This window comes from Hirschia maritima DSM 19733 (genome assembly GCF_000378345.1).
Classification (GTDB): domain Bacteria; phylum Pseudomonadota; class Alphaproteobacteria; order Caulobacterales; family Hyphomonadaceae; genus Hirschia; species Hirschia maritima.
Genome location: NZ_KB899544.1, coordinates 686,239 through 701,447, shown reverse-complemented (window position 1 = coordinate 701,447; position 15,209 = coordinate 686,239). Strand labels below are relative to the sequence as shown.

The window sequence follows — 15,209 nt, the reverse complement described above, 5'->3', positions numbered from 1 at the left end:
ATACATTCGTACCTGCCAATAGTGTTAACAGTCTATTAACGTTCAAATTTTCCAAATTGGTCATTCTTCAAGCGATTGCTTACCCGCAATTGAACGCAATCTGGCTTCTTCAGCGGCGGCGCGCGCTGCTTCGCGTTCCTCCTTCAAATTCTGCCCCACGTGAGATTTACCACGTTTTTTTGCCAATTCGATTTGTTTTTGACGCTCTTCAAATGCAGCTTTCTTCGCAGGTGTATACTCATCATAACACTGATGACAGGACACACCTTTTGTGTATTCAGGTCGCGCCTTATCTTCTTCCGTTATTGGCCGGCGACATGCAAAACACTGGTCATAGTCTCCCAATTCAAGCCCATGCTTTACGGATACGCGTTGGTCAAAGACGAAACAATCACCTTCCCAAGTGCTTTCTTCTTCAGGTACATTTTCAAGGTATTTTAAAATCCCACCTTTTAGGTGAAAGACTTCTTCAAAGCCCATATCTTTTGCCAATGCGGTCGACTTTTCACACCGAATTCCACCAGTGCAGAACATGGCGACTTTTGGTTTATTGTGCGTACGCTGGAATTTCTCAAACCATTCAGGAAATTCGCGAAAAGTCTCCGTCTTTGGGTTCACGGCCCCTTTGAAAGTTCCTATCTGAACTTCGTAGTCATTGCGCGTATCAATAAGAATGACGTCGTCTCGTTCGATAAGATCATTCCAGTCTTTGGGATCAACATATGTCCCGACAATATTATTAGGGTCAGTGCCAGGCACCCCCATCGTCACGATTTCTTTTTTCAGACGCACTTTCATGCGAAGGAATGGCATTTCTTCCGCGTGGCTTTCTTTATGATCTGTCTTAGCAAGTTCTGGAATAGAACGGATATGCGCTAGAACCGTGTCAATTCCCTCACGCGGTCCTGCAATGGTTCCGTTTATTCCTTCAGAGGCCAATAATAGTGTCCCTTTTGTGCCAGCCTTTTCACACACCTCAAGCAAAGGCTTTTGTAACTCTTCATAGTGAGGAAGCTTGGCAAAGTGATACAGGGCGGCAACGACAATTTGGCTCATTATATACTGTTCGATACTTTAATTTGGGACATAAAAACAATCTGGGCGAGAACAACAATGCTCCCGCCCAAACTTCTTAGCGTTTATCTAACGTAAAATCTAGAAAACTGGAATACCCTTAATTGTCACATGGTAATTGCAACAAGAGTTAATCAGTCAATTCCGGTTCTTCTGATTTCTTAGAGGACGAAGAATTACCATCGTCATCATATATGAAGGCGAGTTTTTTCGTGTCTTTGATATCAACATCGATAGTAACCACACCACCTTTTTTCAGCTTACCAAAGAGCAACTCTTCAGCCATTGGCTTTTTCACATGCTCTTGGATCACACGAGATAGCGGACGTGCACCATAGTCTTTGTCATACCCACGCTCCGCCAACCAAGCACGTGCTTTAGCTGTAAGAACGATATCAACGTTACGGTCTGACAATTGGCCTTCCAGTTGAAGAATGAATTTATCGACGACACGCGAGATAACTTCTTCACCTAATGGTGCAAATGGCACAATTGCATCCAAACGATTGCGGAATTCAGGTGTGAAGAGCTTTTTAATCGCCTCCTCATCTTCACCTTCACGTTTTCCGCGCCCAAAACCAATAGCTTCTTTAGCAGCATCCGCCGCACCCGCATTAGTTGTCATGATCAAAATCACATTGCGGAAATCAATCTTCTTACCATTCGCGTCTGTAAGCGTACCATTATCCATCACCTGCAATAGGATATTGAACAATTCCGGGTGTGCTTTTTCAATCTCATCGAGCAATAAGACACAATGAGGATGTTGATCAACGCCATCGGTCAAAAGACCACCTTGATCATATCCAACATATCCAGGAGGTGCACCAATCAGGCGAGAAACCGTGTGACGTTCCATGTATTCCGACATGTCGAAACGCAACATTTCAACACCAAGAATGGATGCCAATTGACGCGCAACTTCTGTCTTACCAACACCTGTTGGACCTGAGAATAAATAAGATCCGATAGGTTTATTAGCTTCACGCAAACCGGCGCGCGCTAGTTTTATAGCGTCTGACACAGCCGTAATCGCTGGGTCTTGTCCATACACAACACGTTTGAGATCAGCAGATATAGATTTAAGAGCTTGTTCGTCAGACTTATTGACCTGCTTAGATGGAATTCGTGCCATCTTTGCAATCACTTGCTCAATCTCTTTCGTACCAATCTGCTTACGGCGCTTGGAATCGGGCAATAACCACTGGCTCGCCCCCGCTTCATCAATCACATCGATTGCTTTGTCTGGAAGCTTTCGATCGGTGATATGACGCGCGGCAAGCTCAACAGCAGTCTTGATCGCATCATTTGTGTATTTCAGGCCATGAAACTCTTCAAATTTAGGCTTTAATCCCTGAAGAATTTTAATGGAATCTGGCACTGTTGGCTCAACGACATCGATTTTTTGGAATCGACGCGCTAATGCACGATCTTTCTCAATGTGCTGACGATACTCTTTGTAAGTTGTTGATCCCATGCAGCGCAACTCACCAGATTGAAGAGCTGGTTTTAAAAGGTTCGAAGCATCCATAGCTCCACCAGAAGTCGCGCCCGCACCTATCACAGTGTGAATTTCATCAATAAACAGAACCGAACGCGGCTGCTCTTCAAGCTCTTTTACAACTTGCTTCAAGCGCTCTTCAAAGTCACCACGATAGCGTGTTCCTGCCAACAAAGATCCCATGTCGAGAGAATAAATAATGCTCTCTTCAAGAATTTTAGGCGCTTCACCATCTACAATACGCTTGGCCAAGCCCTCAGCGATAGCCGTTTTACCGACACCGGGGTCACCAACAAGCAGTGGGTTATTTTTGCGGCGACGACACAATACTTGAATACAACGATCTACCTCTAGCTGACGCCCAATAAGAGGATCAGTTTTTCCGGAACGCGCTTTTTCATTCAGGTCAACACAATAGGCTTGCAGAGCCTCACCACCTGATTTTACAGTTTCGTCTTTATCTTCTGATGCACCTTCTACAGAGCGAGTGCGCGACATGCCCGGCTTTTTGGCAACACCGTGAGAAATGTAATTCACAGCGTCATATCGCGTCATGTCCTGCGCTTGCAGAAAATAAGCAGCGTGGCTTTCTCGCTCAGCAAATATCGACACAAGCACATTTGCACCTGTTACTTCATCACGGCCTGAACTTTCAACGTGCAACACAGCACGTTGTACAACACGTTGAAAAGCAGCTGTCGGGTGTGGATGCTCACCATCATCTACAACGATGGAATTTAATTCCTCGTCCATATAATCATTTAGATCACTGCGAAGCTTGCCGATATCCAATTTACACGCATTCATGACATCCGAAGCGTCTTCATCTTCAGTCAACGCAAACAGCAAGTGCTCTAGCGTCGCATACTCATGCTTTCGATCTGAAGCTAAGTGTAGCGCTTTTTCAAGCGCACGTTCTAAGCTGGGGGTCATTGAAGGCATATACTAACCTCTAATCCTCACGTTCCATCGTACACTGCAAAGGATGCTCACTTCTGCGGGCAAGGTCCATAACTTGCGCCACTTTTGTTTCAGCAACCTCATATGTGAACACTCCGCACACACCCACGCCCGTATTATGAACATGGAGCATGACCTTCGTCGCTTCTTCACGCGTCTTACTGAAGAAGTGCTCAAGAATAAGAACCACGAACTCCATCGGAGTGAAGTCATCATTCAAAATTAACACACGGTACAATGACGGACGTTTAGTTTTCGTCTCTGTTCGCGTGGCTACACCCGTTTCATCTTCCGGGCCTGTTGGGAAATTATCGTCTGACATGAACCTAACAAAATCTTTCCAACATCACTCTGCTCCAAATTCTTTAACAATTTTGAGCATGTGCTCTGAAATACATAGATATGAACACAGTTTAGTAATGTAAGGGGGTATACGGCAATATTATGATTTCTATTATTTAAGACTTATTACCAAGTAAAGTCAGCCAACGCTGAATTCGCTTACGATTTACGCCAAAATCACTTCGGCCATACTTTGATCTAGAGTATATAGCGACTGTAGACCCTCCACTTTGTAATTCAATAAAATATACTGTGATAAAATCTGGCCATCCAATTATTGGTGTTCTCTGACGAAATTCCATCGAAAGCTCATTGTCTTCCAGAGTAACCAATCTAGGTTCTTCTTCGATAGCGCGTATAAATGCCGTTTTTAACGCCGAAGCATTCAGATCTTTAAAAACCGGAGCCAGCTCATCTGGGGTTTCGTGTTCGCAATACCCGTCCGGCGCTATTAGAAAAGTGTTGGGCGTCTTGGGCCGCTCTAAAGTTTTTATAGTTAACATTCAAATAACAATTCTTTGATCATCCTTACTGTTCCACTGACGCATGATTAACCACACTTCAACGTTTGAAGCATAACATCAATCTTGAATTACGCACTATTTTTGGAACAGGAACCAAACGACATGGCAAAAGCATCGAACATTTTCGATATCGCTCGCAAAACATTTGCGACATTTGCTTTTTCATTGTTGCTTATTGCTCCTGCCAGCGCTGAAAAATATGCGTCTTACGTCATCGATATTGATACAAACAAAATTCTTCATGCTCGCAATGCTGAAGATCCACGCTTTCCGGCCTCAATCACCAAAGTCATGACGCTATACATGGTTTTTGATGCGCTCAAAGACGGTGAACTCATGCTTACTGATGAGCTTGATATATCACGAAACGCCGCCAAACAGCCACCTTCAAAGCTTTATTTGAAAGCCGGTGAAACAATCACAGTGGAAACAGCAATCAATGCTCTTGTAACTAAATCCGCAAATGACGTTGCTGTTGTTATTGCCGAACGATTGGGCGGTTCTGAAACGCGTTTTGCAGCACTTATGACAGCAAAAGCACGCCAACTCGGCTTAAAAAAAACGCGTTTTAAAAATGCTTCAGGCCTCCCAAACAAAGCTCAAATTTCAACAGCTAAAGACTTGGCAAAGCTGGGTGAAGCTATGTTGGTAGATCACACCGAATATTATGATTATTTTTCACGCACTGAATTCCAGTTTGGAAAAGCAAAATACAAAAACCACAATAAGCTTTTGAAAGACGTTCGCGGTGTAGATGGCATTAAAACTGGATACACCCGCGCTTCGGGCTTCAATCTACTTGCGTCAGCTGAACGTGATGGGCATCGTGTAATTGCAGTTATGCTAGGCGGTGCCAGCTCTAAATCGCGCAATTCACATGTAACAGACCTTCTAGAAGCCGCATTTGAAGTAATCGAAACTGGCGAAAACGACAAACCTAGCATGCGTACACGCATCGCTTTCAATGAATTGCGTGGTCTAACTACAGATGACCTGAATCAATACGCTCTTGATGAAGTTGATGCATATAGCACCGATGAAACTACACTTGAACAAGGTTCAACTGAAGAATAGTTTTGTCGATCAAAGCTTGTTTGTGTCTTCAGCGTTTATGGTAAGTGTTGCTTGCCATTCTTGACGGATGACTTCGCTCGTTTTCCCCTTGCCATCGGGCGTCCAACCAGGTGGAGATATCATACGTTTCAACCAAACAGCTGGTCTAAATCCATCTTTCCAAAAATCAGAAAAAAGTTCTAACACGCCATGATATGCTAGATAGAATGGATTATAAGACTCTACATTCTTCACTAAGCCAAATACGCACGGATCATCTTTCCGCTCCTGCGTAAAACTACCAAACATTTTGTCCCATATTATAAATACACCCGCATAGTTCCTATCCAAGTAACGAGGATTCGTTGCATGATGAACGCGGTGATGACTCGGCGTATTCATAATCGCCTCGAACCATTTGGGCATTTTGTCAATTGCCTCTGTATGAATCCAATATTGGTAGACAAGATTAAAACTCATCGCAAAAGCGATAAATGCAGGATGCGCCCCAAGGAATACTAAGGGAGCTCCCAATATAAATGCCCCTGTAAATGGCCCTAACCAAGGCTGACGCAGTGCTGTTGTGAGATTGTAGTGCTTTGAGGAATGATGGGTGACATGCGCCAACCAAAACCAACGCATGGTATGCGCGAGCCTATGCTTCCAATAATAGAGAAAGTCAGTCGCTATGAACACGATGATGAAACTCCACCATGTGATCGGTAGCTCTAGTAAACGAAAATCCCATACCAAAATTAAGCCGGCGAGCGCGATGCCGCCCGTTAAAGTATCAACGGCTAAGTTGCCTATCCCTAGCGTTAGAGATGCTGCTGCATCCTTGTTCTCGTAATCCCCATGGGCACGCCCCGTTTTAACACCCCACCACTCTAACACGAGTGTGACTATAAAAAACGGAATCGCGTAAACGGTAGGAGTAAAGAATTCCGGCACCAATCAAACCTCCCTACGGATCTTTTCTCCGTGTTTCTAGGAAGGGTATATTCAGAATCGTGAAAGGTCTATTGTTACATTGAAAGCAAAGGAATTAGTGCGCACAAGACAATAAAACTACAACAAATCAATCAATTACAAATTGGTCAGGCCGATACCCAGGATCTGGAATTTTTGGATCCATCTCCTCAAGCGCACCTCGTACGATACGTGCAGCAATTGCCTTACGGCGTGAACGACTATCACTCGGCACCACATACCAAGGTGCTTCCTTTGTAGAACAACGCTCTACTGCCAATTCATACGCGTCCTGATAATCATCCCATAATTTACGGTCTTCCAGGTCGCCAGGATTAAATTTCCAACGCTTATTTGGATTCTCCAGTCGTTCCAGCAATCTTTCTCCTTGAGTGCGTTTGGAAATATGAAGCATAAGCTTGATGACTTTTATGTTGTTTTCAACAAGGTGTTTTTCAAAGTTATTGATCTGCTCATAACGTTGTTCAATTTGCGCCATGGGAGCCAAACCACGCACCCGACCAATCAACACATCTTCATAGTGAGAGCGGTTGAATATCGCGATCTCACCCTTTGATGGAATTTTATTGTGAATTCTCCAAAGATAGTCTCGCGCTAATTCATTTGAAGATGGTTTTCCAAACGCATGAACACGCAGCCCCAATGGCGATGTTTGAGAAAAGACAGCTTTTGTTGTTCCATCTTTTCCCGATGTATCAATACCTTGAAAAACTACGAGCAAGCTTTGCTTTTTCTCAGCATACAATCGATCCTGCATTTCATCGATTGCCAAAGCATCATCCTTTAAAGAACGCTTTGCTTCATCTTTGTCAGCAAATAGCTCCGTGCCGTCTGTCGTGTAATCTTTAAGGGAAACTTTCTTACCCGGCTCCGCGAATGTAGCCCTGTGGATGTCTTCAATGCTTGGACGGTCAAACATACCTTCCCCCTTCTCAATACTTTGGTCTAAAACAACAAAACCCCCGCATAAAATGCAGGGGTTCCATCAAAGCATAAAATTTCTGAACTGACCAACAGGTCCATCAGAATAAACTTATTAAGATGAGTAGAACTCAACAACCAAGTTTGGTTCCATGCGACAAGCATACGGCACGTCAGATAAATCTGGCAGGCGAATGAATGTTGCAGTCATGTCTTTAGGGTCAACTTCGATATAGTCAGGAATATCGCGCTCACCAGAACCTAGAGCTTCAAGCACTAGAGCCATTGAACGTGATTTTTCTTTAACCTGAACAACATCACCTGGACGAAGACGGTATGAAGGAACGTTAGCTTTTTTGCCGTTTACAGTAACGTGACCGTGGTTCACGAACTGACGTGCAGCAAAAATTGTTGGTACGAACTTTGAACGATAAACAAGAGCATCCAAACGAGACTCTAGTAGACCGATAAGGTTCTCAGCTGTGTTACCTTTACGGCGAGCAGCTTCGTCATATGTACGACGGAACTGTTTCTCAGTAACATCACCGTAGTGACCTTTAAGCTTTTGCTTTGCCATCAATTGCAGACCAAAGTCAGAAGGCTTACCCTTACGAGCAGCACCGTGTTGACCTGGACGTGATTGACGTTTGTTGATTGGAGACTTAGCGCGTCCCCAGACGTTTTCGCCTACGCGGCGATCGAGTTTGTACTTCGCAGAACTACGACGTGACATAATATACCTCAATTTTAGACGTGGGCCGGCATATTTCACTTCAAAATATGCGATCACAACGGCGGCTTCACATCATCCCGTGATAAATCCCTCAAAGAGAGAAGCGCGCTATAGACAGCTAAATCTCGCTTTTGTCAATATTGAACAAACTTCGGCAACCCAAGAAAGCCCATAATTGTGCTTTTTATTGCCGTACTTCTGTCTATAACAAATCTTATACTTCTAATATTGCAATTCAATTATTTCGAGGCACTCATGGCAAATTCTAAAATTTCACCTTTAGCTACATGCTTGCTATCATCAGCTTTTATAGCGTCAGCCACTCTGCAAGCTAATGCAGAAGATGAGAATATTTGCGCGCAAGAAATTATCGAAGGTGCCTATTCAGCTTCATTTCAAATAAAAGAATTTTACCCAGGAAGCGAATTACATAGACAAACGATCTCGATTAAAGGAACTCCTGAAATTGTTCCGCTTGAGGAAAAATCGATCAAAACTCATTCCGGTCCTGTTGTTGCGTCTATTAATCTTGAAAAGAAAAACAGCATTCAAGCTGGAGAAATACTCAAAGCTGGTAAGTGGGATGAGCTACAAATGACCATGACTCTCCCACGTATTTCAGCCAACACCTGGTACCACAAGAATTGTACAATTGAGACGAAAAATTACATGCTATTCGAAAATCAACAAATCGAAGGTGACTACACAAATCACTGCCACCTCATGTTGCAAGATGCGCAAAGAGAAGTACTCAATAAAGAAGATTACATCGATTATTCTTTTTCAGGAGACGACCACTGGCAACCTCTCACAATTCGGTATGATCTAATCAAATTGCGTGAGTTTGAAGCAAAAGTTGAATCCGAAAGCGTCCGTCAGATTAATGATTTCAAGGCCGGAAAATGTAGTTTCCAACCCTTTAGCTAAAACACAAATGACGACCCAATGTGATGGTCGTCATCCCGTTTTGCTTGTTCGGAAAACTTAAGAGGTTTCCCATTTTTCCGTTTTGAAAAAACGCTCATCAATTCGATCAGCATGCGCTTTCAAATTTGGGTATTTAGCATAAACTTCTCTCATCGGCGTATCGAAATAGTCCGTTGCACACGCTTGAGTAAACGCTGCCACAACAGCATCCAATGCAGTTGGATCAGTGCCAAACATAAATTCACTATCTGAGAGCTGATCTGACAGCGCACATACAGAATCATCGAACAGCACTATGCGCTTGCCCTCATCAAATCGCGACAAGCCCTGCGAATCCACCCGTTGCCTGATAGGACCTCGCGCACTTTCAATAACTTCATCACGAACTTCTTCAGGAATACCCATAAAGAACTGAGCTGGGCCTTTTTCGAAATTCTCGTCTTTGAGCCATCTTTCATGCAGCATCATGAGAGAAATTTCTCCCTCAATCATTCGTTCCAGCGCCCACGCCATAGCTCTTTGTTGAGAGGATAGCCCTGCGTTCAAATCTTTGCCTGTCTTTTCCTCAAAGTATTTTCGAATAAATGCAGAATCAGCAACTAAGTTGCCGTCATCTTTAATATAGGGAGCCTTCCTGTAAGGAGCTTCTTCCAAATCTGCGACTTGCATGCTGTAATCAACTTCCAACATATCTAATTGGATCATACTTTTAACAACATACGGGCTTGGGGAATGGCAATTCCACATAGGGCCCCAACCAAACAATACAGTCATTCCAAATCTCCCTTTCACCGCAGAACAAAAAGTGTCCGCCTACTTGATTTATTTTGCTAAAAAGCACACTTAATGACACTAACTTGTCAGCAGCATATCACTTAGGTCGTCAAATGCGCCGCACCGAACGATTACTTCAAATCATTCAAATATTGAGACGTCATCGACACCCCGTAAAAGGTCGAGATATTGCTGAAGAATTGAACATATCTCTACGCACCGTTTACAGGGATATTGTGGAACTTCAGGCTCAGAAAGTTCCAATCGAAGGCGAAGCAGGCATAGGCTATGTCTTATCTGGTGAATATGACATGCCACCGCTAATGCTAACGGCAGACGAATTGGAAGCAGCTGTTCTTGGCGCACGTTGGGTGGCAATGCGATCGGACCCGGACCTTAAACGAGGAGCTGAAGACCTTCTCGCCAAAATTAGCTCGGTAATGCCGGAAAAACTCAAACCGCTTATATTCGAAAGTGGTGTAGAGCCAGTTCAATTTGTGAATCTGAAAGAAGACTCATGCGATGTTTCTATCATTCGGCAAGCAATACGTGAACGTCGGAAACTGATTATGAGATACACAAATGAGAAAGACGAAACCGTTGACCGTGTAATCTGGCCATTTCTTGTTTCTTATTCAGAAACCGCCCGCTTCATATGTGCTTGGTGTGAAGTAAGGGAAGACTTTAGAACTTTCCGCACAGACCGTGTCGACTCGCTTACTTTGTCTAATGACAAATTTCCCGAACGTGTTCCGGTTTTACGTAAACGTTGGAAAGAGCAGCAACGCAGAAGATGGGAAGAATGCGAGAAAAGCATAGTTCGCCCCACAATCAACATTCAATCACATTCACTGGAACAGTAACCGCTAAGCCACCCAAACTAGTTTCCTTGTATTTTGACGACATATCCAGACCAGTTTGACGCATAGTTTCAATAACTTGATCAAGCGAAACTTTGGGAGCATCAGTTGCCCGAAGAGCAATTCGCGCTGCATTTGCAGCTTTCACAGCCCCCATCGCGTTTCGTTCAATACATGGAATTTGCACGAGCCCACCAACAGGGTCGCAAGTTAAACCTAGGTTGTGCTCCATGCCTATTTCAGCAGCCTCACACACTTGATCGGGAGTAGCTTCCCAAACAGCTGCCAGCCCTGCTGCAGCCATAGAACACGCTACGCCCACTTCGCCCTGGCATCCCATTTCAGCTCCAGAAATAGAAGCGCGCTGCTTATATAAAATACCTATAGCTGCGGCAGTAAGCAAAAACCGCCCAATACGCCCTGAGGAATAACAGTCTTTTTCTTCCCATCCCTCTTCACAGCAATAAAGCTTGATGACTGCCGGTATAATCCCTGCAGCACCATTGGTCGGTGATGTCACAACACGACCACCAGCGGCATTTTCTTCGTTCACCGCCATGGCAAATACATTTAACCAGTCAAACAAAAGCTCCCTTTCGTTTGATCCCGGATTTTCAACCAAATTACGATGTAATTTGGCAGCGCGTCTTTGCACCTTCAAACCACCCGGTAAAATCCCTTCTTGAGATAAGCCTCGATCAATACAGCCACTCATCGCTTCCCAGATTTTGAATAATCTCTGATCTGTTTCTTCGCGTGGACGTTTTTGATCTTCATTTGCCAAAAGCAATTCAGCTATGGATTTACCAAGAGCATTGCACTTCTCGACCAATTCCGCACCGGAATGAAAAGAATATTCACCTGTCGATGAGCCTAGGATCAAATCGTCTTTGGCGGGAGAATTTAATTGCGCCTCGCTGGCGATAAAGCCACCGCCAACCGAATAAAATGTCCGAGTTAGTATATATTCACCCATTGCATTCAAAATCGTCACTTTCATTCCATTTGGATGCAATAACGGGACAATATCACCGCGCATATCAACATCTCGCTTTGGGATGAATTTAATGCTTTTTCCATTCGGTAAAGTTAGACGGTCAGTCTTTTTAACTTCAGCAAATGCCTCTTCAGCCCAATCCGGATCGACGGTATCAGGTTCAGCCCCCATCAGCCCCAATATTGCCGCCTTATCTGAACCGTGCCCCACACCGGTCAACGCCAATGACCCCTGAAGCTCAACAATACAGCGAGACACTGCATCCATTAAACCAAGCTCTTGAACTTCTTGCATGATGCGACTAGTGATACGCATCGGCCCCACAGTGTGAGAAGAAGATGGCCCAATTCCAATTTTAAAAATATCAAAAACGCTTAGCATTATTGTTGTGTCCCGATTTTTTATATTTTGTCTTTTTATAAAATTTTTATACGCTCACCTAAGGTGAGACACCAAATATTATTTTACAAATTCGCACTGGGTCGACAATGCTTCACATATTGAAATTACCACCTCTGCACTTTGTTATGTGTATTCTGGCAATGAAATTCCTAAAACAATTGATTCCGTCTCAACCACTTGTTTCAATGCAGGTAAGCACGATTATTTGGGTCGCACTTTCAGTGTTCAGCCTGTTTATTATGTTGATTTCAGCTTTTCAATTCAGACACCACCAAACCAACATCGAAGCCTTTAAAGAACCCAATAATCTAATCACAATCGGGATCTACAGAATTACACGCAATCCCATATATTTGGGATTTCTAATCGCTCTTCTAGGGGCAGTGTTTTATTTTAATCAAGCGAGTTGTTTTGCATGCGTAATTGTGTTTTTCATCCTGGCCAACAACTGGTACATTCCGCACGAAGAACGTGATGCTGAACGCATATTTGGTAGTGAATTTCAAAAATACAAATCTCGTGTTCGACGCTGGATTTAGCCTTTGCGTTCAATCCGCGCTTTTCCCCGACCTAAAGCCAATGCTTTAATAGCGCCTCGAAAAGTTTGTACTTCTTGCTGAGTCCATTCCGCTCGGACAAAGGCGTTTCTCAAATTCTGCGTCATGACTGTACGTTTTTCTTCAGGAAAGAAAAATCCAGCTCGATCCAACTCATCTTCAAAATGTTCGAACATGCGAACAAGCTGATCGCGGTCAGCGACCTCACCAACACCAGCAAACTCTTCTCTTGCTTCTCCTTCAATCGTCGAAGCTGCCCACGCATGCGCAAACACCCCAACAGCCTGAGCCAGATTTAATGACGAAAAACTACGATCGACAGGATAAGTCAAAATACCATCTGCTAAGGCTACATCTTCATTCAAAAGCCCGGCTTTTTCTGCCCCAAACATTACCCCCACTTTTACATCAGAACGAGATTTAAGTGCACCAATGCCCTCTTCAGCATTGAAAACCGGCTTTTCCATTCCACGGGGTCTCGCAGTTGTTGCTAGCACATATGATAAATCTGACAGCCCCGCCTCTAATGTCTCAAACACTTGAGCATTTACGCCCCAATCAAAGGCTCCAGCACTCATTGTTCTAGCTTTCTCATTCGGCCACCCATCACGAGGATTGATGACACGAAGATCCTTGAGACCAAAATTGGCCATGACGCGCGCGGCGGCACCTATGTTTTCTCCCATTTGGGGACAAACAAGAATTATTGCGGGATGGTTTTGCAAATTCATTTCACTCATACAAAAAGGGCAACCATTTTCTGGCTGCCCTCGTCAAGACTTAATTGGTTTCTGCTACTCCAAGCTTCTTGAATAGCATTCAATCCATGTAACAGTTTTGATCGTTAGTGCTTCTTCTTAGCAACTATATAGCGGCTAATGGCTTTTTGGGAAAAAGAACTCGCCTCAACAATTTCGAAATTCTCATCCTCTATCATGCTCTCCAAGTGAGCTGATTTTAGAGAATCCACGTAAGGAGCTTTTCCAATCCATCGCATCACTGCGATCAATGGCATCATATATGCCATTCGATCTGCGATGCATGGCGTTTTACTGATGAAAACACCTTCCGGTTTTAGAAGCTCACTCACACGAGCAATTGTTTGTGGAATATTTTCCAAAAGGTGTAATAGGTTATGCGCCATGACAACATCATAACCTCCAGTTACAAGGCGATCATCAAACACATCCGCATTCAAAAACTCCAAGTTTGTTACACCTTGGTTTTGAGCTTTTTCAATTCCGATGTTGATCATCTCACTGGAATAATCGGCGGCAGTAAAGTGTTCTACTTCATGCGCTAGCAATAAAGCTGTTGAACCGGTACCGCACCCAATCTCCAGAACCCGCTGCCCCGAATTAAGATATGATCTAGTTCTCGATAAGGTGTGCTCATAGGATTCAATGTTATCGATTGGTCGTTTGGCATAACCTGCGGCAGCCTTATTCCAAAATTTAGGCGATGTACTCATCACAGAGGATCTTTCAAATGGGGAGGAAGTTTGAAATGAAATTTACTAGTGTCTGAAATACCAGCTACCATCCTTGTAGATCACTCTTTCGCCATCAACGACCAAATCACCTGAACCACGCAAACTACCTGTGATGTCACCGGACAATGAATCCACTTCGACATCTCCTGATCCTCGGATATTCACATTTAGATCTGTTACGGTCGCATCAATTAACACGTCTCCAGAACCAGCTATGTTTACATCGGCCAGGCTAAAACTGCCTTGGCCAATCTCAACATCACCGGAACCTTTTATTTCAATGATGGCTTTTGAATGAGCGCTTTTGGAGAGAATGTCTCCAGATCCTTTGATCGAAGCATAGAATTCGCCATCTACATGGCCCATCTCAATATCACCGGAACCTTTTACATCCGAAACAGCTTTTCCAGAAACGTCACCAACAATTACATCTCCAGACCCTCGGATTTCAGCTGAAAAATTACCGACATCTTTGGCCTCAACATCACCACTTCCATTTATTGTTGTCATAAAGTGTCCCGAGACGTTTTGTAAATGTACATCTCCACATCCATTTATTGTGACTGCGGTGGAATGAACATCCCCAACTTTAGCTAACCCTGAATCAAGGTTTAGATCTATATTGGCATCTGAAGGCATCGTAATTTCTAGACGAGGGAAAGCATCTAATGAACGAAGTTTATCACCTTTAAGCTTCAGCTGATATTTTCCATTGTTCGATTTACATTGCTTGATCTTCAAGTCTTCATCGCCTGAAACCAAGATGTAGTTGGATTTCAAATCAATTGTTGGTTTATCGATCTTACCAGATTTCACCAACTCACCATCAGTTAGTTTGGCATCGAATTTCATGCCTGGGCCGGTTTTTACAATTACCAGACCCGTGAAATCTTTTACTTCGACTAAACCAGAAGACTTAATTTCCTCATCAACAGAAGAGGACCTTACAGGTGGCTCTGCATCGGCGGAGCATGCTGCAACTAAGGCGAGACTGGCAACTGATAAAAAAAGAGGTGCAATTTTGCGAGACATGAGGCATTCTCCAAAGACGAGTTGTGAACTGACGCACTCAACATTTATCGTTTTTCGATAAATGTCAACA

16 protein-coding genes are annotated in these 15,209 nt (G+C 43.7%); 4 read left to right on the top strand and 12 right to left on the bottom strand.

Features of this window, described 5'->3' with window-relative positions; all coding sequences use genetic code 11:
- Positions 1-60: 60 nt before the first annotated feature.
- The 4 genes from trhO to F551_RS0103305 form a co-directional block, all read right to left on the bottom strand.
- Positions 61-1,056, bottom strand: a complete 996-nt coding sequence (gene trhO, locus F551_RS0103320; RefSeq protein ID WP_018996060.1) for an oxygen-dependent tRNA uridine(34) hydroxylase TrhO — start codon at positions 1,054-1,056, stop codon at positions 61-63.
- Between the two features lie 148 nt (positions 1,057-1,204).
- A complete protein-coding gene (clpA, locus tag F551_RS0103315) occupies positions 1,205-3,517 on the bottom strand; it encodes an ATP-dependent Clp protease ATP-binding subunit ClpA (protein WP_018996059.1) in 2,313 nt (770 codons plus the stop codon).
- Positions 3,518-3,527: 10 nt separating this feature from the next.
- The gene (gene clpS, locus F551_RS0103310; protein WP_018996058.1) at positions 3,528-3,857 is read right to left on the bottom strand and encodes an ATP-dependent Clp protease adapter ClpS; all 330 of its coding nucleotides are present in this window, start codon (positions 3,855-3,857) and stop codon (positions 3,528-3,530) included.
- Between the two features lie 136 nt (positions 3,858-3,993).
- Positions 3,994-4,380: a DUF1499 domain-containing protein gene (locus F551_RS0103305; protein WP_018996057.1), complete on the bottom strand. Its 387-nt coding sequence runs from the start codon at positions 4,378-4,380 to the stop codon at positions 3,994-3,996.
- Between the two features lie 123 nt (positions 4,381-4,503).
- Here F551_RS0103305 and F551_RS0103300 point away from each other — a divergent pair, with 123 nt between their 5' ends.
- On the top strand, positions 4,504-5,475 hold the full coding sequence (locus F551_RS0103300) for a D-alanyl-D-alanine carboxypeptidase family protein (RefSeq protein ID WP_018996056.1): 972 nt from the start codon (positions 4,504-4,506) through the stop codon (positions 5,473-5,475).
- Positions 5,476-5,484: 9 nt separating this feature from the next.
- On the opposite strand, the gene F551_RS0103295 is transcribed toward F551_RS0103300, so the two are convergent.
- The 3 genes from F551_RS0103295 to rpsD form a co-directional block, all read right to left on the bottom strand.
- Positions 5,485-6,405 carry a sterol desaturase family protein gene (locus tag F551_RS0103295; RefSeq protein ID WP_018996055.1) on the bottom strand — a complete coding sequence of 307 codons (921 nt, stop codon included), beginning with the start codon at positions 6,403-6,405 and terminating at the stop codon, positions 5,485-5,487.
- A gap of 127 nt (positions 6,406-6,532) precedes the next feature.
- A complete protein-coding gene (locus tag F551_RS0103290) occupies positions 6,533-7,363 on the bottom strand; it encodes a PPK2 family polyphosphate kinase (protein ID WP_018996054.1) in 831 nt (276 codons plus the stop codon).
- A gap of 117 nt (positions 7,364-7,480) precedes the next feature.
- Positions 7,481-8,098 (bottom strand): 30S ribosomal protein S4, encoded by a 618-nt coding sequence (rpsD, locus tag F551_RS0103285; RefSeq protein ID WP_018996053.1) that lies wholly within the window; start codon positions 8,096-8,098, stop codon positions 7,481-7,483.
- Positions 8,099-8,353: 255 nt separating this feature from the next.
- Here rpsD and F551_RS0103280 point away from each other — a divergent pair, with 255 nt between their 5' ends.
- Positions 8,354-9,025 (top strand): hypothetical protein, encoded by a 672-nt coding sequence (locus F551_RS0103280; protein ID WP_018996052.1) that lies wholly within the window; start codon positions 8,354-8,356, stop codon positions 9,023-9,025.
- Between the two features lie 57 nt (positions 9,026-9,082).
- On the opposite strand, the gene F551_RS0103275 is transcribed toward F551_RS0103280, so the two are convergent.
- The gene (locus tag F551_RS0103275; protein WP_018996051.1) at positions 9,083-9,799 is read right to left on the bottom strand and encodes a glutathione S-transferase family protein; all 717 of its coding nucleotides are present in this window, start codon (positions 9,797-9,799) and stop codon (positions 9,083-9,085) included.
- Positions 9,800-9,912: 113 nt separating this feature from the next.
- On the opposite strand from F551_RS0103275, the gene F551_RS0103270 reads away from it, so the two are divergent.
- Positions 9,913-10,662: a helix-turn-helix transcriptional regulator gene (locus tag F551_RS0103270; protein ID WP_018996050.1), complete on the top strand. Its 750-nt coding sequence runs from the start codon at positions 9,913-9,915 to the stop codon at positions 10,660-10,662.
- Here the strand turns inward: F551_RS0103270 and F551_RS0103265 are convergent.
- Entirely contained in the window at positions 10,631-12,037 is a 1,407-nt protein-coding gene (locus F551_RS0103265; protein ID WP_018996049.1) for an L-serine ammonia-lyase, read from the bottom strand. The genes F551_RS0103270 and F551_RS0103265 overlap by 32 nt on opposite strands.
- Positions 12,038-12,198: 161 nt before the next feature.
- On the opposite strand from F551_RS0103265, the gene F551_RS17030 reads away from it, so the two are divergent.
- Positions 12,199-12,597, top strand: a complete 399-nt coding sequence (locus F551_RS17030) for a methyltransferase family protein (protein ID WP_169334119.1) — start codon at positions 12,199-12,201, stop codon at positions 12,595-12,597.
- Here the strand turns inward: F551_RS17030 and F551_RS0103255 are convergent.
- The 3 genes from F551_RS0103255 to F551_RS0103245 form a co-directional block, all read right to left on the bottom strand.
- Positions 12,594-13,355, bottom strand: coding sequence for an RNA methyltransferase (locus F551_RS0103255; protein WP_018996047.1), 762 nt, complete (start codon positions 13,353-13,355; stop codon positions 12,594-12,596). The genes F551_RS17030 and F551_RS0103255 overlap by 4 nt on opposite strands.
- A 104-nt stretch (positions 13,356-13,459) precedes the next feature.
- A complete protein-coding gene (locus F551_RS0103250; protein WP_018996046.1) occupies positions 13,460-14,086 on the bottom strand; it encodes a class I SAM-dependent methyltransferase in 627 nt (208 codons plus the stop codon).
- A 45-nt stretch (positions 14,087-14,131) separates the two neighbouring features.
- On the bottom strand, positions 14,132-15,139 hold the full coding sequence (locus F551_RS0103245) for a GIN domain-containing protein (RefSeq protein ID WP_018996045.1): 1,008 nt from the start codon (positions 15,137-15,139) through the stop codon (positions 14,132-14,134).
- Positions 15,140-15,209 lie beyond the last annotated feature (70 nt).